Here is a 19,344-nt window from a genome sequence, read left to right on the forward strand (position 1 = left end):
GACTAGCGTGTGACACCCATATGGCCTAGTGCTGGCGCATTCTGTCAGTCACGTCTTTACTCGGTAATTGTCGGTCAAGACCCGATCATTAGAGGAGACATAACTTTATGAGCATCACAAGGACCGCTTTACCCCTGCTGCTGGTAAGCACGTTGCTCACCGGCTGCGCAGGGTTGCAGAAGTCCGATTGGCCAACCTGCGCCGTGGTTGGCGGTGTCGGCGGCGCCGGTCTGGGTTCCATCGAAAGCAGCGCCTGGGCCGGTTGGGGGGCCCTGATTGGTGGCGTGCTGGGTGCGTCCTATTGCTGGGTGCATGGCGCCGAAGAGCAAGTGGCCGAAGTTCCGCCGCCTGCACCGGCTCCTGAGCCTGCTCCGGCTCCGCTGCCCAAGGAAGAGACCATCGTGGTGCGTGACCTGCACTTCGCCTTCGACTCGTCGAAGATCGATGCGCAGGACAAGGACAAGCTCGATACCATCGCTACCCGCCTGAAGGGTGAGGCAGCGAGCACCGAGCTGAACATCGGCGGTCACACCGACAGCATCGGTACCGACGCCTATAACCAGAAACTGTCCGAGCGCCGCGCCAACGCCGTGTCCAACTACCTGGTCGACTCTGGCGTACCTGCCAGCAGCATCAAGTCGGTCGTCGGCTATGGCGAGAGCCAGCCGGTTGCGGACAACAAGACCAAGGAAGGCCGCGCCGAGAACCGTCGCGTGGAAATCAAGATCACCCGTCAGTAAGTCCGGCGTGATCTGTGCAAAGGGGGCCCTCGTGGCCCCCTTTGTCATTCCCGGTTGCCACTGGCACAGGGCGGAGCAGAGGCGTATGTTCCCCGGCAAAGAAAAACACGGGGGCACTTCATGAAAGCGTTGTTGGGGCTGGGCAAACTGATTGCCCTGTTGTTCTGGCTGGCGGTGCTGGCCAACCTGATCCAACCCTTCTCACATCCCTTCGCGCTGCTGCTCAATGCGGCGGGCGCGCTGATCCTGCTGATCCACATTCTCGAAGTCGTGGCGCTGCGCAAGCGGCTGCAGGGCCGCCCGCATCCGGGCATGGACCGCCTGCAGATCCTGCTGTTCGGCGTCTTCCATTTCGCTACCCTGCCGCAGCCGGCATCCGCAAAAGTAGAAGGAGATACCCATGCGTAAGTCGTTGCTGGGCCTGGCGCTGCTCGCCCCGCTGGCGTGTTCGGCCGCCGGCACCGTCTCGGTGGAGGCCAATACCGTGCTGCGCCTGCCGGTGAAGGGCGAGAGCCTGAGCCTGGACCGTATCAGCGTCGGCCCGGAAGGCGCGCTGCTGATCCCTTCGCGGGTCAAGGAGCTGAAGATCGGCGAGCTGGATCTGGCGAAGAATGCGCGGATCGGCGTGTTCCCCGGCAACGATGCGCTGCAGATCGAAGTGCAGCACGGCAGCCTCGCCGACGGCAGCGTGATCGCCGCGCAAGGCAGTTCCGGCAGCTTCGAGAAGCCTGCCAGCGGCGGCCGCAACCTGGTGCTGCGGCTACAGGATGTGGCGGTGGAAAACCTGCTGATCGACGTCCGTGGTGGTGTCGGCGCGCCGGGCTATGACGGCCTGGATGGCGGCAGCGCGCAGACGTCCGGTTGCCTGTGGGGCAGCGGGAAGTCCGCCGGCAACGGCCAGAACGGCGCCGACGGCCAGACCGGCGCGTCCGGCGGCGTGGTGCGTCTGGAAGTACCCGAGCAGTTCGATGTCGCTAAGGTCAGGGTACGCCTGGAAGGCGGCGCTGGCGGAGCCGGCGGCAAGCCCGGCAAGGCCGGCCCGCGCAGCAGCGAGAAGGGCTGCTGGTTCTATTCGGTGGCGGGCGAGAAACCCGGCGCCGAAGGTCAGGGCGGCGCGGAAGGTTCCAAGGGCAGCGAAGGCCGCCTGGATGTGAAACGCTTCTGAAACGACGTGCCTGAGAAAAAGCCCGCCCGGCAACCGGCGGGCTTTTTTCTTGCCGGTGCGGGTCTTACCAGTGCGGACGCGCGGCGACAAAAGCCACCAGCGCCATGCCGATCAGCAGGTTCAGGCCCACGGTCTTGCGGATCTTGCCCAGCGCGGCACCGCCGGCCGGCCAGTCCTCGGCGCCCACCGCGCGGCGCAGCTCCGGCAGTTGCAGCGCCTGGATGCGCAGGAACAGCGCGAGCATCGCCACGTAGAGGCCCATCATCACCTGCACATAGCGCGGCGCGCCGGCCATGCCGTTGAAGCTCAGGTGCAGCATGCCCACGCCGGTCACCGGCAGCAGGATCACTGCCGCCCATACCCAGCGGAAGAAGCGCGGGAACACCTCCAGCCACAGCTTCAGCCGGGGCGGCGCCTCCAGCGCGACGACGGCGGCCGGGCGCAGGATCATCCAGGCGAAGAACATGCCGCCCACCCAGACCAGGGCGGCCAGGACGTGCAGGGCGTAGATGAAGGCAAAGGGTGTCATTCGGACGATCTCCGCTGGCGATTGAAGTCAAGCGCGCTATCATAGCCGCCGATTCGAACCACTGAAAATTTATCCAGCATCCGGATGTGTCCTCACGGCACGCTCCGGGGCCCGGGAAGTCCATGCTCAGCACCGAACTCAAGGCCACGATCCAGGGCGCCTACTCGCGTTTTCTCGAGGCCAAGGAACTCAAGCCGCGCTACGGCCAGCGCCTGATGATCGCCGAAGTCGCCAAGGTCCTGGGGACCATCGCCAGCGACGAGGAAGGCCATCGCCTAGGCGATGCCGCCGTGGTCGCCGTGGAAGCCGGCACCGGCACCGGCAAGACCGTCGCCTACAGCCTCGCCGCCATCGCCTGCGCCAAGGCTGCCGGCAAGCGCCTGGTCGTCGCCACCGCCACCGTTGCCCTGCAGGAGCAGATCGTCCACAAGGACCTGCCCGACCTGCTGCGCAACTCCGGGCTGTCGTTCAGCTTCGCCCTGGCCAAGGGACGCGGGCGCTACATGTGCCTGTCCAAGCTCGACCACCTGCTGCAGGAAGGCCAGGCGCAGAGCGCCACTGCCCAGCTGTTCGAGGAGGAAGGCTTCCGCATCGACGTGGACGAGACTTCCACCAAGCTGTTCAACCAGATGATCGAGCGCCTGGCGGGCAACCGCTGGGACGGCGACCGCGACTCCTGGCCCGAGGCCATCGAGGACGCGCAGTGGGCGCAGGTCACCACCGACCACAGCCAGTGCACCAACCGCCATTGCCCGAACTTCCAGCAGTGTGCCTTCTACAAGGCGCGCGAAGGCATGACCAAGGTCGACGTGATCGTCACCAACCATGACCTGGTGCTGGCCGACCTCGCCCTGGGCGGCGGCGCGATCCTGCCGGACCCGCGCGACACCCTCTACGTGTTCGACGAGGGTCATCACCTGCCGGACAAGGCCATCGGCCACTTCGCTCACTTCACCCGCCTGCGCGCCACCGCCGACTGGCTGGGCCAGGTGGAGAAGAACCTGACCAAGCTGCTGGCGCAGAACCCGCTGCCGGGGGACCTCGGCCGCCTGATCGAACAGGTGCCGGAGCTGGCCCGCGAGCTGCGCACGCACCAGCAGTTCATGTTCACCGCCTGTGAGGAGGTCGGCGATTTCCGCGCCGGCGAGGACATGGAAGGCCGCGAGCGGCCGCGCCATCGCTTCGAGGGCGGGGTGATTCCCGAGCACATCCGCGAGATGGGCATCGAGCTGAAGAAGGGCTTCTCCAAGCTCACCGACCTCTTCACCCGCCTCACCGAACTGCTCAAGGAAGCCATGGACGGGGAGGGCAGCGTCGGCATCGCCAGCCACCAGGCCGAGGAGTGGTACCCGCTGTTCGGCAGCCTGCTGTCCCGCGCCCAGGGCAACTGGGAACTGTGGACTGCCTTCACCTGCGAGGACCCGGAAGACAGCCCGCCCATGGCGCGCTGGCTGACCCTCGCCGAGAGCGGCACCTTCTATGACATCGAGGCCAACGCCAGCCCGATCCTGGCCGCCGAGACCTTGCGCCGCAACCTGTGGAACGTGGCCTACGGCGTGCTGGTGACCTCCGCAACCCTCACGGCGCTGGGCACCTTCGACCGCTACCGCATGCGCGCCGGCCTGCCGCGCGCGGCCGTCACCGCCGTGGTGCCGAGCCCGTTCCACCATGCCGACGCCGGCGTGCTGCGCGTGCCCGACCTCAAGGCTGACCCGCGCGATGCCGCCGCCCACACCGCGGCGATCATCCGCGAGCTGCCGGAGATCGTCGAAGGCTCGCGCGGTTCGCTGATCCTGTTCTCCTCGCGCAAGCAGATGCAGGAAGTCTTCGACGGTCTGGACCGCGACTGGCGCAAGCGCGTGCTGATCCAGGGCAATCTGTCCAAGCAGGAAACACTGAACAAGCACCGCTCGCGGGTCGACGATGGCGAACCGAGCGTGCTGTTCGGCCTGGCCAGCTTCTCCGAAGGCGTGGACCTGCCCGGCGCCTATTGCGAGCACGTGGTGATCGCCAAGATTCCCTTTGCCGTGCCGGATGACCCGGTGGAGGCGGCACTGTCGGAATGGATCGAGGCGAGAGGCGGCAATCCCTTCATGGAAATCGCCGTGCCCGACGCCTCGCTGCGCCTGGTGCAGGCCTGCGGCCGCCTGCTGCGGACCGAGCAGGACCGCGGCACCATCACCCTGCTGGACCGCCGCGTGGTGACCCAGCGCTACGGCAAGGCCATCCTGAACGCGTTACCCCCATTCCGCCGAGAAATCGCTTGAGTGTGCGGGAGCGAGCTCCCGCGCTTGCTGTCAAACGAACGCCCGCCGCCCGGCGGGCGTGTTGCAAGGACTCGAATCCATGACATCGATGCGTTGGCATCTGCCTCTGCTGCTCAGCCTGGCCATCGCCAGTGCCCCGGCCTGGTCGGCAGGCGGCAATGAAACCCTGTTCAACTTCGTCAAGCCGATGGCCGTGGTCAGCGTCAGCACGCAGAACGCCGACCTGCCCAGTTCCACCGCCGAGGCCACACCCGAAGGCGAAATCCTCCGCCGGGTGAACTTCAACCCTGCGCCGCAACCGACCTTGCGCCTCGCACCTTCCACTGGTAGCTGGGACTGGTCCCAGGCTGACAGCGTCAGCCTGCGCCTGCAGAACGCCATGGACTGGGCCATCACCCTGGAAGTGGAAATCGAAGGCGTCGCCGGCGCTCCCGGCCTGCGCGCGAGCATCGCCCTGCCGCCGGGCCCGGCGCAGACCCTGGTGATCCCGCTGCACGCCATCGCCCCGGAGGACTTCGGCATGCGTGCCGGCGTCCCCATGCCCGTCACCCAGGACGGCCAGCGCCTGCTGCTGGCGAGCAAGGTCACGGGCGAGCTGAACCGCAGCCAGGTCGGCGCGGTGAAGCTGTTCCTCACCTCGCCCAAGGCGGCGCAGGACATCCTCGTCGGCCGCTTCGGCACCCGTGCCGGCAATGACGAATACCACAAGGCGTACACCGGTATCGTCGACGCTTTCGGCCAGTCCACCCGCAGCGACTGGCCGGAGAAGGTGAAGAGCCCCGAACAACTGGCCAGCGCCTGGAAAGCCGAAGGCGAGCAACTGAAGAAGTGGCAGCCGGCGCCTGGCCGCGACGCCTTTGGTGGCCTGCTGGATGGCCCTGCCTTCGAGGGTACCGGCTTCTTCCGCACCGAAAAGCGCAACGGCCGCTGGTGGCTGGTGACGCCGGAAGGGCATTCGTTCTGGTCCATGGGCGTCAACGCGGTGAACGCCGACAGCAGCCAGACCTACGTTGAAGGCCGTGAGTACATGTTCGCCAGCCTGCCGAAAGAGGACGAGCCGCTGGCCGCCTTCTATGGCCAGCGCGATGACCGCAGTGGCGTCGGCGCCCAGCAGGGCCGCGCGTTCGGCAACGGCCGCTGGTTCGACTTCTACGCCGCCAACCGCTTCCGTGCCGACGGTGGTCTGAGCGCTGAAGCCGCCGCGGTCGCCTGGCGCGAGCGCACCGTGCAGCGTCTCGGTTCCTGGGGCTTCAACACCCTGGGCGACTGGAGCGATCCGGCCTTTGCCGACGAGCCACGCATGCCGTACAGCGTGCCGCTGTCGATCAGCGGTGACTACGCCACGGTCAGCACCGGCTACGACTGGTGGGGCGCCATGCCCGATCCGTTCGACCCGCGCTTCGCCATGGCCGCCGAACGCGCCATCGCCATCGCCGCCCGCGACCACCGCGAGGACGCCTGGTTGCTGGGGTACTACGCCGACAACGAACTGGCCTGGGCCGGCCGTGGCGACGATGACCAGGCGCACTTCGCCCTGGCTTTCGGCGCGCTCAAGCTGTCCACCGACAGCCCGGCCAAGCGCGCCTTCATCAAGCAGCTCAAGGACAAGTACGAGGATCACGAGCAGCTCGCCGAGGCCTGGGGCGTGCAGCTGGGCTCCTGGGAGGACCTCGACGCGCCGGGCTACCAGGCTCCGGTCCCGAGCGAGGCGCACCCGGCCATCGCCCAGGACTACAGTGCCTTCCTGCGCCTGTACGCCGACCAGTACTTCAAGACCCTGAAGGACTCGCTGCAGTGGCACGCGCCGAACCACCTGCTGCTCGGCCCGCGCTTCGCCGTCAGCACACCGGAAGCACTGGCCTCCTGTGCGCAGTACTGCGACATCCTCAGTTTCAACCTCTACGTGCCGCTACCGCAGCAGGGCTTCGACGCCAGCTACGTGCGCAGCCTGGACAAGCCGGTGCTGATCACCGAATTTCACTTCGGTTCCCGTGATCGCGGACCGTTCTGGGGCGGTGTCGCCGAGGTGTACAACGAGCAGCAGCGTGGCGAGGCGTACCAGCGATTCCTCGCGGAGGCCGCGAAGGAGCCGAACATCGTCGGCGCGCACTGGTTCCAGTACCTTGATCAGCCGGTGACCGGCCGCCTGCTCGACGGCGAGAACGGTCACATCGGCCTGGTCGGCATCACCGACCTGCCGTTCACCGGCTTCGTCGACGCCGTGCGCAAGGCCAACCAGCAGACGCTCAAAGGCATCGACGAACAGGCGCGCGCCGCCGCCAAGGTGGCGCCGGAGCCGCAGCCCAAAGCCGCACCCGCCGGTGACGACAGCGACGACGAGGAACAGGCCTCGGAGCAATGATCCGTCATTCGTGAAGCCACACCCTGCCTTCGGCAGGGTTCCCAGAGGCGGAGTGCGCTGAAACAATGGCGTCTTCCGCACTTTCCGTCCCTGAGTATGTGCACTTCCGGAGCTTGAGATGACCCTGAACGGCCACTGTGATCCGCGCTTCACCCCCGTTGCCGATGCCTTCAGTGCCCTGTTCGAAGACCCGCAGGAGCGCGGCGCAGCGCTGTGCATCCAGGTTGGCGGCGAAACCGTGGTCGATCTCTGGGCCGGCAGCGCGGGCAAGGAGCCGGGCCAGGACTGGCAGGCCGATACGCTGCTCAACCTGTTCTCCTGTACCAAGACCTTCGCCGCCGTCGCCGCGCTGCAACTGGTGGGCGAGGGCCGCCTGGAGCTGGACGCCCCGGTGGCGCGCTACTGGCCGGAGTTCGAGCAGGCCGGCAAGCAGGGCATCACCGTGCGCCAGCTCCTCTGCCATCGCGCGGGCCTGCCGGCGATCCGCGAGCCGCTGGCGCCCGAGGCGCTGTATGACTGGCCGAGCATGACCGCCGCACTGGCCGCCGAGACGCCCTGGTGGACGCCGGGCGCCGAACACGGCTACGCCCCCATTACCTACGGCTGGCTGATCGGCGAGGTGATCCGTCGTGTCGACGGTCGCGAGCCGGGCGCCGCCATCATCGCGCGCACCGCCGAGCCGCTGGGGCTGGATTTCCATATCGGCCTGGATGACAGCGAGTTCCACCGCGTCGCGCACATCGCGCGGGGCAAGGGCAACCTGGGGGACGCCGCTGCGCAACGCCTGTTGCGGACGATGATGACCGACGCCGCCGCGCTCTCCACCCGCGCCTTCACCAATCCGCCTTCGGTGCTCACCAGCACCAACAAGCCCGAATGGCGGCGCATGTCGCAGCCGGCGGCCAACGGCCACGGCAATGCGCGCTCGCTGGCCGGTTTCTACACGGGCCTGCTGCAGGGCAAATTGCTGGACGAAGCGCTGCTGGCCGAACTCACCCGCGAGCATGCCGTTGGAGAGGATCGAACTTTATTGACCTGTACGCGTTTCGGGCTGGGTTGCATGCTTGACCAACCGAGCGTGGCCAACGCCACCTACGGCCTTGGCCCGCAGGCCTTCGGGCATCCGGGCGCCGGCGGCTCCATCGGTTTCGCCGACCCCGAGCGCGAGCTGGCGCTGGGTTTCGTCGTCAACACCCTCGGCCCCTATGTGCTGATGGACCCGCGCGCCCAGCGCCTGGCCCGCCTCGCCGGCGACTGCCTGTAACGACGAGCGGGAGGAACCTTCCTCCCGCTGCGCCTTCTTAAGGTCGTCCGCAATTGCCGGCGCGCTGGCCGCGACGGCCTTCCCCTGCGCACAGCTATGCGCCGCTCGTCAGTTCGGGATTAAAATCTCGTTCCAACTGAGTAAGTTATGTACAACTCTTAAGCTGATTGCTGAAGTCAGGGTGCCGCTGCCTGCCAGCTGCACCCGGCCTCTCTTCATGTTCCGACTTTATGGAATCGCTCCCATGAACCTGCTGTTCTCGAATTCGCTGAAAGTCTCCACCCTTGCGCTGTGCGTCGGTCTTTCCGCCTGCAGCCAGTTCCAGTCCCAGGATCAGACCAAGGACCCGGCGAAAACCACGGAAAGCGCTGCAGCTGCCGCCAAGCCCGGCACCGGCCACTGGTGGTGGCCCTTCGGTGGTGACGAGGAAGTGAGCGTTGCGGCCCCCGCGCCGGAGAAAAAGCCCGTCGAAGCGGCCAAGGTCGCTGCCGCTGGCAGCCAGCAGCCCGGCGGCCACTGGTGGTGGCCGTTCGGCGTGAGCGACAGCAAGCCGGGCGCCGACAAGGCGGCCAAGCCGCAGGACACCAAGGTCAGCAAGGAATGGCTGGACCAGCATGAGCAGTCCCTGCGTGCCGCTGTCGCGGGCAGCAAGTTCACCGTCGAGCGCCGCGAGAACGCCCTGGTGCTGATCGCGCCGGTGGAAGGCTCCTTCAACCCCAAGCGTCCTGAACTGCTGCTGCCGATCACCCTGGCGCCGCTGGGCAACGTGGCGAAGATGCTGCAGAACGATCCGGAAAGCGGCGTGCTGGTGCTCGGCCATAGCGACAGCTCGGGCGACAAGGCGCTCAACGACAAGGTCAGCCTGCAGCGTGCCCAGGCGGTGTCCTCGATCTTCCGCCTGAGCGGCCTGGGCGCCGACCGCCTGCGCCTGAAGGGCGTAGGCTCCAGCCTGCCGCGCGCCGACAACGCCAGCGCCGAAGGCCGCGCGCTGAACCGCCGCGTCGAAGTGCTGGTGACCCAGCGCACCAGCTTGCTGGCACTCGCCCAGGCCAACTGATCCCTTGTGCAACAAGCGTCATTCCGGCTGGAATGACGCTTGTCGTGGATCAAGCGCGAAGGCGCAACTCTGGATAAGCTTAAGGACTTCTTCTGCAGGAGATTTCCGATGGCCCAGACCCTGGCCGATATGCGCCGCGAATACACCCGTGACGGACTGACCGAGACCCAGGCGCCCGCCGAACCGTTCAGCCTGTTCAACCGGTGGTTCGAGGACGCGGTGAAGACCGAGCAACTGCCGGTCGAGCCCAACGCGATGATGCTCGCCACCGTGGACGCCGACGGCCAGCCGCACTGCCGCGTGCTCCTGCTCAAGGGCCTGGACGAGCGCGGCTTCACCTTCTTCAGCAATTACGAAAGCGCCAAGGGCCAGCAGCTCGGGGAAAACCCGCGCGCGGCCATGACCTTCTTCTGGCCGGCCCTGGAACGCCAGGTGCGCATCGAGGGACGGGTCGAGAAGGTCTCCAGCGAAGAGTCCGCTGCCTACTACCGTGTGCGTCCGCTGGGCAGCCGTCTGGGCGCCTGGGCATCGCCGCAGAGCCGGGTAATCGACGGCCGTGGCGAGCTGGAGCAATTGCTGGCCGAGACCGAACAACGCTTCGCCGACACGGCGCCGTCCTGCCCGGATTTCTGGGGTGGCTTCCGCCTGCTGCCGAGCCGCATCGAGTTCTGGCAGGGCCGCCCGAGCCGCCTGCATGACCGCCTCAACTACCGCCACGAGAATGGAGCCTGGGTGCGCGAGCGCCTGGCGCCCTGATTCGCTGGTTGTGCCGATGCGCTTTTTGTAGGACCGAGGGGCCGCTCAGTCCTTGCTCGCGAACTTGGTCTCGCTGAGGCGGTTCGCGAGCAAGCTCGTTCCTACAGAACCATGTCTGTCTGTTGCGCGGTGTAGGATGCCCTCCATCCTCCCGCACAACGGACCTGTCCCCATGAAAGTCGTCATCGCTCCCGACTCCTTCAAGGAAAGCCTCTCCGCCCCCGAGGTCGCCGAGGCCATTTCCCGTGGCTGGCTGCGCGCGCGGCCCGGCGACGAAGCCCTGCTGCGGCCCATGGCCGACGGCGGCGAAGGCACGGTGGACGCGGTGCTGGCGGCGCGGCCCGGCGAGCGCCGCGAGCTGGATGTCTGCGGCCCGCTGGAGCAGCCCGTGAAAGCCCACTGGGGTTGGCTGGAGGGCGCCACCGCGGTGATCGAGATGGCTGCCGCCAGTGGCCTGCACTGGGTCCCGGAAGGGCAGCGCGACGCCACCCGCACCACCAGCCGCGGCACCGGCGAGCTGATCCGCGAAGCGCTGGATGCGGGTGCGAAGAAGATCATTATCGGCCTGGGCGGCAGTGCAACAAACGACGGCGGCCTGGGCCTGCTGCAAGCGCTGGGCGTGAGTTTCCTCGATGGCCAGGGCAAGGAGCTGGGCGCCGGCGGCGCGCGGCTCGCGGACCTGGAGCGCATCGACCTGTCGAGCCTCGACCCGCGACTGGCCTCAGTCGAGGTCGAAGTAGCCGCCGACGTGAACAATCCCCTTTGCGGCCCCCACGGCGCCTCGGCCGTCTTCGGCCCGCAGAAAGGTGCGAACCCGGCGCAGGTGCAGCAGCTGGATGCCGCACTCAAACGCTTCGCTGAAGTCGCTGCGCTCGCACTCGGGCAGGATCACAGCCTGTTCCCCGGCGTCGGTGCCGCGGGTGGCCTGGGCTTCGCCTGCCGGGCTTTCCTCAAGGCGCGCTTCCGTCCGGGCATCGAGCTGATTGCCGATCTGTCGGAGCTGGAGGCGTCGCTGGCTGGCGCGTCGCTGGTCATCACCGGGGAAGGGCGGCTGGATGGCCAGAGCCTGCACGGCAAGACGCCGGTGGGCGTGGCTCATGTCGCCCGGCGCGTGGGCGTGCCAGTGATCGCGCTGGCGGGCAGCGTCGGCGAAGGGCTGGCCGAATTGCGTGAAGCGGGGATCGAGGCGGCGTTCAGCCTGGCGCCGGGGCCCATCACCCTGGCCGATGCCTGCGCACGGGCGGCGCAGGAGCTGGAAAACCGCGCCGAGGCGTTGGCGCGCTTCTGGTCGCTGGCTCAGGCCTCGCGGTAGGCGTCGGCGGCGCGCTGCAGCCAGTCGGGCAGGTCGCGGCGTTTCACTTTCTCGCGCTTGGCATCGGCCAGGCGCTGCAACAGATAGATACGTTTCTGCGGATCATCGCCGGCCAGCGACAGCGCCAGGTCGCGGTCCATCCAGCGGCGGATGCGCCAGTAGATCCACCAGTGGAAATACAGGCCGGCGGCGGTGGTGACGACGATGATGAAATAGTCCATGAACGGCTGCTCCTTCTGCGGCTGCAAGGCTAACCCATCGTGCTGCACGAAAAACTGAGCCAGGGCAGGCGTTTTCCGACGATCTGGCACAAACTGTACGAAAGCTGAATCGAGATCAGCATGTTTCATGACCTGGCGTGACAGGCGGGCTGCCGTCGGAGTCTAATAGCCGTAGCCCTACTCGGAGGTTCCCTAATGCGTAAAACTGCCCTGATCGCCGTGACTTTCGCGGCCCTGGCCATGACCCTCGGTGGTTGCCAGTCCAGCCTGACCGGCGACACCTACACCCGTGAAGAAGCACGTACCGTACAGAACGTTCGCATGGGTACCATCCAGGCCCTGCGCCCAGTGAAGATCGAAGGCACCAAGACTCCCATCGGCTCCGTTGCCGGCGCCGCCGTGGGCGGCATCGGCGGCAGCGCCATCGGTGGCGGCAAGGGCAGCTATGTCACCGCCATCATTGGTGCCGTGGCCGGCGGCCTGCTCGGTGCAGCCACCGAAGAAGGCCTGACCCGCACCCAGGGTGTGGAAATCACCGTCCGCGAAGACGACGGCAGTACCCGCGCCTACGTCCAGCAGGTCGATGAAGGTGCCGTGTTCCGCGTTGGCGAGCGCGTACGCATCCTGACCGTCAACGGTACCAGCCGCGTCGCTCACTGACCGGCTACCGGCTGCCCGGTTCGTGGCAGCCAGCGAAACCCAGCGCGCGACAGTCGACCCGGCTGTCGCGCGCTATCGTTTGGGGGTTAGGAAAATCCGCCGCAACCCACTGCGGCGGCGGTACAAGTCTGCAATTTCGTAATAATTCAATCCATGACGCGTAATCGATAGATATGGATAATCGTCGTCCTTGCAAGCCGGCCGCGTGTGCGCGGTGTTGCCTGTCTGAACGCCGTCCGGCGGTGAAAAGGAGTGGGTCATGACGTTGGCGCTGATCATCGCGCTGCCTTTCTTCGGGGTATTGCTGCCGCTGCTGGCCGAGCGATTCGGCCGAACCGCCTGCGCCGCCGCCACCGGATTGGTTCCGCTGCTGGGTTTGCTCCTGCTGCTGGGCCAGCGCTCGGTGCTGGGCGCCGACCCTCAAGTTCAACGCCTGGAGTGGCTGCCAGAGCTGGGCCTGAACCTCAGCCTGCGCCTGGACGGCCTGGGCTTCCTGTTCGCCCTGCTGATCCTCGGCATCGGTCTGCTGGTGATCCTCTACGCCCGCTATTACCTGTCCGAGCGGGAGCCCGCCGGGCGCTTCTTCGCCTTCCTGCTGCTGTTCATGGGCGCCATGCTCGGCGTGGTGTTGAGCGAAAACCTGCTGCTGATGCTGGTGTTCTGGGAGCTGACCAGCCTGTCGTCGTTCCTGCTGATCGGCTTTTGGGGCCATCGCTCGGATGCGCGCAAAGGCGCGCGCATGTCCCTGGCGGTCACCGGTGGTGGCGGCCTGGCGCTACTCGCCGGCATCCTGCTGATCGGCCATGTGGTCGGCAGCTTCGAACTCTCCACCGTGCTCGGCGCGCGCGAGGTGCTGCAGGCCAGCCCGCTGTTCCCGCTGGCGCTGTGCCTGGTGCTGCTGGGCGTGTTCACCAAATCCGCGCAGTTCCCGTTCCACTTCTGGCTGCCCCATGCGATGGCGGCGCCGACGCCGGTGTCGGCCTACCTGCACTCTGCAACCATGGTGAAGGCCGGCGTGTTCCTACTGGCGCGCCTTTACCCGCTGCTGTCGGGCAACGACCTGTGGTTCTACCTGGTCAGCCTGACGGGTCTTGCGACCCTGCTGATGGGCGCCTTCATGGCGCTGTTCCAGAACGACCTCAAGGGCCTGCTGGCCTACTCGACCATCAGCCACCTGGGCCTGATCACCCTGCTGTTCGGCCTGGATTCGCCCATGGCCAACGTCGCGGCGATCTTCCACATCATCAACCACGCCACCTTCAAGGCCTCGCTGTTCATGGCTGCCGGGATCATCGACCACGAGACCGGCAGCCGCGACATGCGGCGCATCAACGGCATGTGGAAGTACATGCCGCATACCGCCGTGCTGGCGATGGTGGCGTCGGCGTCCATGGCCGGCGTGCCGTTGCTCAACGGCTTCCTCAGCAAGGAAATGTTCTTCGGCGAGACCCTGGCGCAGAACATGATGGGCAGCTTCAACTGGGTGATTCCTGCGCTGGCGACCGTGGGCGCGCTGTTCTCGGTGAGTTACTCGGTACGCTTCATCCACGACGTGTTCTTCAACGGCGAGCCGATCAACCTGCCTAACCCGCATCCCCACGAGCCGCCGCGCTATATGAAGGTGCCGGTGGAAATCCTCGTGCTGATCTGCCTGCTGGTGGGCGTCATGCCGGGGGTTATCGTCGGCCCGCTGCTGGCCGGTGCCGCCGCATCGAGCCTGAATGGCGCGCTGCCCGAGTACAGCCTGGCAATCTGGCACGGCTTCAATGCGCCGCTGGCAATGAGCTTCGTCGCCACTGCCGGCGGCGTGCTGCTCTACGTGCTGCGCAAGCCGCTGTTCGACTGGTACGCCGGGCTGCCGGCGATGGACGCCAAACTGGTGTTCGAGCAGCAGGTGCAGCGTGTGGTGCGCTTTGCCACCCGAGTGACTGGCTACCTGGAGAACGGCTCGCAGCAGCGCTACGCCATGCTGCTGGTGCTGGCCGCTGTGGTGGTGGTGTTCGCCGGTCTCGCGCCGCTGCCGGGCATTGCCGGTGATCGGGCGCTTACGCCGCTGGATGGTATCACCGCGCTGGGGCTGATCCTGCTGGCCATCGCCGGGCCGCTCACCGTCTGGTTCCATCGCCAGCGCCTGACCGCGCTGGTGATCCTCAGCATCGCCGGGTTGCTGGTGGCGCTGGCCTTCGCCCGCTTCGCCGCGCCGGACCTGGCGCTGACCCAGCTGTCGGTGGAAGTGGTGACCATGGTCCTGCTGATGCTGGCGTTGTACTACCTGCCGGCACGCACGCCGAAGACCTCCAGCAGCCTGCGCCGCCTGCGCGATTTCGTGATCGCCATTGGTGCCGGCGTGATGGTAACGCTGCTGACCTATGCCGTGCTCACGCGCCCCTACGACAGCATTGCCGGCTACTACCTGGAAAACAGCGTCGCCGGTGGCGGCGGGCACAACGTGGTGAACGTGATCCTGGTGGACTTCCGCGGCTTCGATACCCTCGGTGAGATCACCGTGCTGGCGATTGCCGCCGTCGGCATCTTCGCACTGCTCGACGGCCTTCGCCTGCTGCGCCGCGAGAGTGACGACGAAGGTCGCGCCTGGGCGAAAGACCGCTTCCCGCCGATCCTCGCCACGCTGTCGCGACTGCTGCTGCCGCTGGCGTTGCTGGTCTCGGTGTTCATCTTCCTGCGCGGCCACAACCTGCCGGGCGGCGGCTTCATCGCCGGCCTGATCACTTCGGTGGCGCTGATCCTGCAGTACATCGCCTGTGGCAGCCGCTGGGTGAGCACGCGCCTGCCGCTGGACTACAGCCGTCTCGCCGGCCTCGGCGTGCTGATCGCCGGGCTGACCGGGCTGGGCGCCTGGTTCTTCGGCTTCCCGTTCCTGACTTCGGCATTCGGTCACTTCCACATTCCGCTGGTGGGCGACATCGAACTGGCCACGGCCATGCTCTTCGACCTTGGCGTGTACTTCACTGTGGTTGGCGCGACGCTGTTGATCCTCTCGGGCCTCGGTTCGGTCACTGCACCGCCGGAGCCGCTGCTGTCCAAGGAGGCGCCCTGATGGAAGCGCTGTTCGCCATCGCCCTCGGCCTGTTGACCGCCAGCGGCGTCTACCTCCTGCTGCGCGCGCGCACCTTCCCGGTGGTGCTGGGGCTGACCCTGCTGTCCTACGCGGTCAACCTGTTCCTCTTCGCCATGGGCCGGCTGGCCGGCGACCCCGCGGTGATCGGCAAGGTCGCCAACGCCGGTGACCCCATCCCCCAGGCGCTGGTGCTGACGGCCATCGTCATCGGCTTTGCCATGACGGCCTTCGTCATCGTGCTGGCCCTGCGAGGGCTGGCGGATACCGGTGGTGATCATGTCGATGGCGGCGAAGGGGAGGACGGTCGATGAACCACTGGCTGATCCTTCCGGTCCTGTTGCCACTGTTCGCCGGTTGCGCACTGCTGCTCGTGGGCGAGCGCCTGCAGCGCGGCCTGTCACTGCTCGCCACCCTGGCGCTGCTGCCGCTTTCCGCCGTGCTGCTGCAACAGGCCGACAGCGGCGTGGTGCAGTTCTACGCGCTGGGCAACTGGCAGCCTCCGTTCGGCATCATCCTGGTGCTGGACCGCCTCAGCGCGCTGATGATCGCTGCCACCGCGCTGCTCGCCAGCCTGTCGCTGATCTACGCGGTGCGCGGGGATGACCGGCGCGGCAAGCGCTTCCATGCGCTGTTCCAGTTCCAGTTGCTGGGTCTGAACGGGGCATTCCTCACCGGTGACCTGTTCAACCTGTTCGTGTTCTTCGAGATCCTGCTGATCGCCTCCTACGCGCTGCTGCTGCATGGCGGCGGGGCAGGGCGGGTGCGCGCGGGTGTGCATTACGTGGTGCTCAATCTCGTCGGCTCGGCGTTCTTCCTCCTCGCGGTGGGCACGCTCTACGGCATCACCGGCACCCTGAACATGGCGCACATGGCCGAGCGCGTGGCCCAGCTGAGCGCCGAGCAGGCGCCGCTGGTGCGGGCGGCGGCGTTGCTGCTGCTGGTGGTGTTCGGCCTGAAGGCGGCGCTGCTGCCGCTGTACTTCTGGCTGCCCAAAGCCTATGCCGAGGCCAGCGCGCCGGTGGCGGCGTTGTTCTCGATCATGACCAAGGTGGGCATCTACTCGATCCTGCGGGTCTACACGCTGATCTTCGGCGAGCAGGCCGGCGAGCTGGCGAACCTCGCGCAAACCTGGCTGTGGCCGCTGGCGCTGGCCGGGATAGTCGCCGGTGCGCTGGGCGCGCTGGCGGCGACCACACTGCAAGGCCTGCTGTCCTACCTGGTGGTGGTCTCCGCTGGCACGCTGCTGGCAGCTATCGCGTTGGGCACACCGGAGGCGCTGTCCGCCGCGCTCTACTACCTGCTGCACAGCATCTGGGTGGCTGGCGGCCTGTTCCTGCTGGCCGACCTGATTGCCCGCCAGCGCGGTGAGAAGGGCGGCCGACTGGTGCAGGGCCCGGCGCTGTTGCAACCGCATCTGCTCGGTGGCGCGTTCTTCTTCGGCGCCATTGCCGTTGCCGGCCTGCCGCCGCTGTCGGGCTTCCTCGGCAAGCTGATGCTGTTGCGCTCGGTCAGCGGGGGCAGTGAGGCCTTCGCGCTGTGGAGCGTGGTGCTGGTCAGCGGGCTGGTCACCATCGTCGCGCTCAGTCGCGCCGGCAGCACGCTGTTCTGGCGCACCGGCCTGAGTGTGCTGGGCAGCGCCAATCGGGAGCCGGTGAAGATGTTGGCGTGCTTCGGCCTGCTGGCCAGCGCACCGCTGATGGTGGTCGCCGCGCGGCCGCTGATCACTTATGCACAGGCCACGGCCGTGCAGCTACTGAACGCCGGGCTCTACCGTCAGGCGATCCTGCTGGGAGGTGGCGCATGATCCGGCGCATCCTTCCGCACCCGCTGCTCAGCGGCGTGCTCCTGCTGAGCTGGCTGCTGCTGGTCAACGACTTCTCCCTCGGCCACTGGCTGCTCGGCGCCTTCCTCGGCCTGAGCATCCCGCTGCTGTGCCGCAACCTGCTGCTGGCCGCGCCGCGTATCCAGCGGCCGGGCTTGCTGCTGCGCTTCATCGGACTGGTGCTCTACGACATCGTGGTCGCCAACCTGCAGGTGGCGAAACTGGTGCTGGGGCCGAAAGCGAGGCTGCAGCCGGGCTTCGTCGAGATTCCCCTGGAGCTGACCGATGATCTGGCCATCAGCATCCTCGCCAGCGTCATCACCCTGACCCCGGGCACCTGTTCGGCCGACCTCTCCGCCGATCGCCGCACGCTGCTGGTCCACGGCATCGACGTGCCGGACCCGCAGGCGCTGGTGGCGGACATCAAGGCGCGCTACGAGGCGCCGCTGAAGGAGGTGTTCGCATGCTCGGTATCGTGATCCCGATCTGCCTGGCGCTGCTGGGTATCGCCGTGCTGCTCACCGTGGTGCGACTGGTTCGCGGGCCGTCGGTGGCGGACCGCATCCTCGCGCTGGACACCCTGTCGGTGGAAGCCATCGCGCTGATCGTGCTGTTCGGTATCTGGAAAGGCAGCGGCCTGTACTTCGAGGCGGCCCTGCTGATCGCGGTGATGGGCTTCGTCAGCACCGTGGCCCTGTGCAAGTTCCTGCTGCGCGGAGACATCATCGAATGAATGGCGAAATGATCGTGGAAGCGCTGGTCTGCGTGCTGCTGCTGGCGGGAAGCCTGTTTGCGCTACTTGGCGCCATCGGCCTGTACCGCCTGCCGGACTTCTACACGCGCCTGCACGCGCCAACCAAGGCTTCGACCCTGGGCGTGGGCGGCGTGGTGCTGGCCTCGCTGCTGTACTTCAGCACGCGCGGCGAGGGTGTCAGCCTGCATGAGATCCTGATCACTGTGTTCCTCTTCATCACCGCGCCGGTGAGCGCGCACCTGCTGGCCAAGGCGGCGATGCAGCAGCGCGTGCCGGTGGAGCGGGGAACCAAGGGCAAGCCCTGGGACTGATCCGGAAACATCGGATCGCCCATACAGTTTCGCCACGATTCTGTACCTGTCGGCCGCCGGTGCGCGCCTCCTATACTCCGGGGACCTTTTGACTGGAGCGTCCCGTGCAGCAATCCCGGCCGTTCGCCCTCACGTGCCTGGTGCTGGCCATGGCGCTCTGGGGCAGTTCCTTCATCGCACTGAAGTTCGCCTTCCAGGAAATGCCGGCCATGTGGGTGATCTTCGCCCGTATGGCGCTGGGCAGCCTGATCTTCCTCGCCGCCTGGCGCTGGCGCGGACGCATCGACTACCGCCCCGGCGACTGGAAGTGGCTGCTCGCGCTGGCCGCCTGCGAGCCCTGCCTGTACTTCATCTTCGAGTCCCTGGCGCTGCAGCAGACCAGCGCTGCGCAAGCCGGGATGATCACCGCGCTGTTGCCCCTGCTGGTGGCGGTCGGCGCGTTCTTCCTGCTGCATGAGAAGATCGCCCGCAACACCTGGCTGGGCTTCGCCCTGGCGGTGCTTGGCTCGCTCTGGCTGACGCTGGCCAGTGAGCCGGACCGCCATGCGCCCAACCCGCTGCTGGGTAATTTCTACGAGTTGGTGGCAATGCTCTGCGCCACCGGCTACACCCTGTTGCTCAAGCACCTGTCGGCGCGCTACTCGCCCTTTATCCTCACCGCGATGCAGGCATTCATCGGCTCGCTGTTCTTCCTGCCGCTGGCGCTGGCGACCTCCGGCCTGCCGCCGGCGCCCGGCCCGACCGGCTGGTTCGCCCTGGTCTACCTGGGCAGCGTGGTCACCGTTGGTGCCTATGGCTTGTACAACTTCGGCGTCAGCCGCCTGCCGGCGAGCCAGGCGACCGGCTTCATCAACCTGATCCCCGTGTTCACCCTGATCTTCGCCGCGCTGCTGCTGGGCGAGGTGCTCAGCGGCCAGCAGGCGCTGGCCGCGGGCCTGGTGTTCATCGGCGTCGCCTTCAGCCAGTGGCGCAGTGCGCCGCCCACATCGCCCGCCGGTGTGCTGGACTGAACCCATTGAACCGCTTGCCCTGCCAGGAGAACGAC

At 67.0% G+C, this 19,344-nt stretch carries 19 protein-coding genes; 17 read left to right on the top strand and 2 right to left on the bottom strand.

Annotation, left to right across the window (positions count from 1 at the left end; translation table 11 throughout):
• Positions 1-107: 107 nt before the first annotated feature.
• The 3 genes from IB275_RS07225 (at position 108) to IB275_RS07235 (ending at position 1,905) form a co-directional block, all read left to right on the top strand.
• Positions 108-740, top strand: coding sequence for an OmpA family protein (locus tag IB275_RS07225; RefSeq protein WP_081517735.1), 633 nt, complete (start codon positions 108-110; stop codon positions 738-740).
• A 120-nt stretch (positions 741-860) separates the two neighbouring features.
• The gene (locus IB275_RS07230) at positions 861-1,148 is read left to right on the top strand and encodes a DUF1145 domain-containing protein (protein ID WP_192289580.1); all 288 of its coding nucleotides are present in this window, start codon (positions 861-863) and stop codon (positions 1,146-1,148) included.
• Positions 1,141-1,905, top strand: coding sequence for a collagen-like protein (locus tag IB275_RS07235; RefSeq protein ID WP_192289578.1), 765 nt, complete (start codon positions 1,141-1,143; stop codon positions 1,903-1,905). The genes IB275_RS07230 and IB275_RS07235 overlap by 8 nt, the downstream gene beginning before the upstream one ends.
• 64 nt (positions 1,906-1,969) lie before the next feature.
• Here the strand turns inward: IB275_RS07235 and IB275_RS07240 are convergent, their stop codons facing one another.
• A complete protein-coding gene (locus IB275_RS07240) occupies positions 1,970-2,434 on the bottom strand; it encodes a CopD family protein (RefSeq protein WP_192289576.1) in 465 nt (154 codons plus the stop codon).
• A gap of 122 nt (positions 2,435-2,556) precedes the next feature.
• Here IB275_RS07240 and dinG point away from each other — a divergent pair, with 122 nt between their 5' ends.
• The 6 genes from dinG (at position 2,557) to IB275_RS07270 (ending at position 11,452) form a co-directional block, all read left to right on the top strand.
• Positions 2,557-4,701 (top strand): ATP-dependent DNA helicase DinG, encoded by a 2,145-nt coding sequence (gene dinG, locus IB275_RS07245; RefSeq protein ID WP_081517739.1) that lies wholly within the window; start codon positions 2,557-2,559, stop codon positions 4,699-4,701.
• Between the two features lie 79 nt (positions 4,702-4,780).
• Positions 4,781-7,063 carry a beta-galactosidase gene (locus IB275_RS07250; RefSeq protein ID WP_192289574.1) on the top strand — a complete coding sequence of 761 codons (2,283 nt, stop codon included), beginning with the start codon at positions 4,781-4,783 and terminating at the stop codon, positions 7,061-7,063.
• A gap of 118 nt (positions 7,064-7,181) precedes the next feature.
• The gene (locus tag IB275_RS07255; RefSeq protein WP_192289572.1) at positions 7,182-8,327 is read left to right on the top strand and encodes a serine hydrolase domain-containing protein; all 1,146 of its coding nucleotides are present in this window, start codon (positions 7,182-7,184) and stop codon (positions 8,325-8,327) included.
• 244 nt (positions 8,328-8,571) lie between these two features.
• On the top strand, positions 8,572-9,384 hold the full coding sequence (locus tag IB275_RS07260; RefSeq protein WP_192289570.1) for an OmpA family protein: 813 nt from the start codon (positions 8,572-8,574) through the stop codon (positions 9,382-9,384).
• A 108-nt stretch (positions 9,385-9,492) separates the two neighbouring features.
• The gene (gene pdxH, locus IB275_RS07265) at positions 9,493-10,140 is read left to right on the top strand and encodes a pyridoxamine 5'-phosphate oxidase (protein WP_192289568.1); all 648 of its coding nucleotides are present in this window, start codon (positions 9,493-9,495) and stop codon (positions 10,138-10,140) included.
• Between the two features lie 172 nt (positions 10,141-10,312).
• Positions 10,313-11,452, top strand: a complete 1,140-nt coding sequence (locus IB275_RS07270; protein WP_192289566.1) for a glycerate kinase — start codon at positions 10,313-10,315, stop codon at positions 11,450-11,452.
• Here IB275_RS07270 and IB275_RS07275 read toward each other — a convergent pair.
• Positions 11,437-11,673, bottom strand: a complete 237-nt coding sequence (locus tag IB275_RS07275; protein ID WP_192289564.1) for a hypothetical protein — start codon at positions 11,671-11,673, stop codon at positions 11,437-11,439. The genes IB275_RS07270 and IB275_RS07275 overlap by 16 nt on opposite strands.
• Before the next feature lie 195 nt (positions 11,674-11,868).
• Between IB275_RS07275 and IB275_RS07280 the strand changes: the two genes are divergently transcribed.
• The 8 genes from IB275_RS07280 to IB275_RS07315 all read left to right on the top strand — a co-directional run bounded on the left by IB275_RS07280 (position 11,869) and on the right by IB275_RS07315 (position 19,309).
• The gene (locus IB275_RS07280; protein WP_045209875.1) at positions 11,869-12,333 is read left to right on the top strand and encodes an outer membrane lipoprotein; all 465 of its coding nucleotides are present in this window, start codon (positions 11,869-11,871) and stop codon (positions 12,331-12,333) included.
• A gap of 259 nt (positions 12,334-12,592) precedes the next feature.
• Positions 12,593-15,391, top strand: coding sequence for a monovalent cation/H+ antiporter subunit A (locus tag IB275_RS07285; RefSeq protein WP_192289562.1), 2,799 nt, complete (start codon positions 12,593-12,595; stop codon positions 15,389-15,391).
• Entirely contained in the window at positions 15,391-15,723 is a 333-nt protein-coding gene (locus IB275_RS07290; protein WP_192289560.1) for a Na+/H+ antiporter subunit C, read from the top strand. The genes IB275_RS07285 and IB275_RS07290 overlap by 1 nt, the downstream gene beginning before the upstream one ends.
• Positions 15,720-17,216 (top strand): monovalent cation/H+ antiporter subunit D, encoded by a 1,497-nt coding sequence (locus tag IB275_RS07295; protein ID WP_192289558.1) that lies wholly within the window; start codon positions 15,720-15,722, stop codon positions 17,214-17,216. The genes IB275_RS07290 and IB275_RS07295 overlap by 4 nt, the downstream gene beginning before the upstream one ends.
• Complete coding sequence (locus IB275_RS07300; RefSeq protein ID WP_192289556.1) at positions 17,213-17,713, top strand: Na+/H+ antiporter subunit E; 501 nt, start codon at positions 17,213-17,215, stop codon at positions 17,711-17,713. Before IB275_RS07295 ends, IB275_RS07300 begins: the two co-directional genes overlap by 4 nt.
• Positions 17,698-17,967, top strand: a complete 270-nt coding sequence (locus IB275_RS07305) for a K+/H+ antiporter subunit F (protein WP_081517750.1) — start codon at positions 17,698-17,700, stop codon at positions 17,965-17,967. Before IB275_RS07300 ends, IB275_RS07305 begins: the two co-directional genes overlap by 16 nt.
• Positions 17,964-18,299 (top strand): Na+/H+ antiporter subunit G, encoded by a 336-nt coding sequence (locus IB275_RS07310; RefSeq protein ID WP_192289554.1) that lies wholly within the window; start codon positions 17,964-17,966, stop codon positions 18,297-18,299. The genes IB275_RS07305 and IB275_RS07310 overlap by 4 nt, the downstream gene beginning before the upstream one ends.
• Positions 18,300-18,448: 149 nt before the next feature.
• Positions 18,449-19,309 (top strand): EamA family transporter, encoded by an 861-nt coding sequence (locus tag IB275_RS07315; protein ID WP_494514436.1) that lies wholly within the window; start codon positions 18,449-18,451, stop codon positions 19,307-19,309.
• Positions 19,310-19,344 lie beyond the last annotated feature (35 nt).

Source organism: Pseudomonas sp. PDM21 (assembly GCF_014852505.2).
Lineage (GTDB): Bacteria > Pseudomonadota > Gammaproteobacteria > Pseudomonadales > Pseudomonadaceae > Pseudomonas.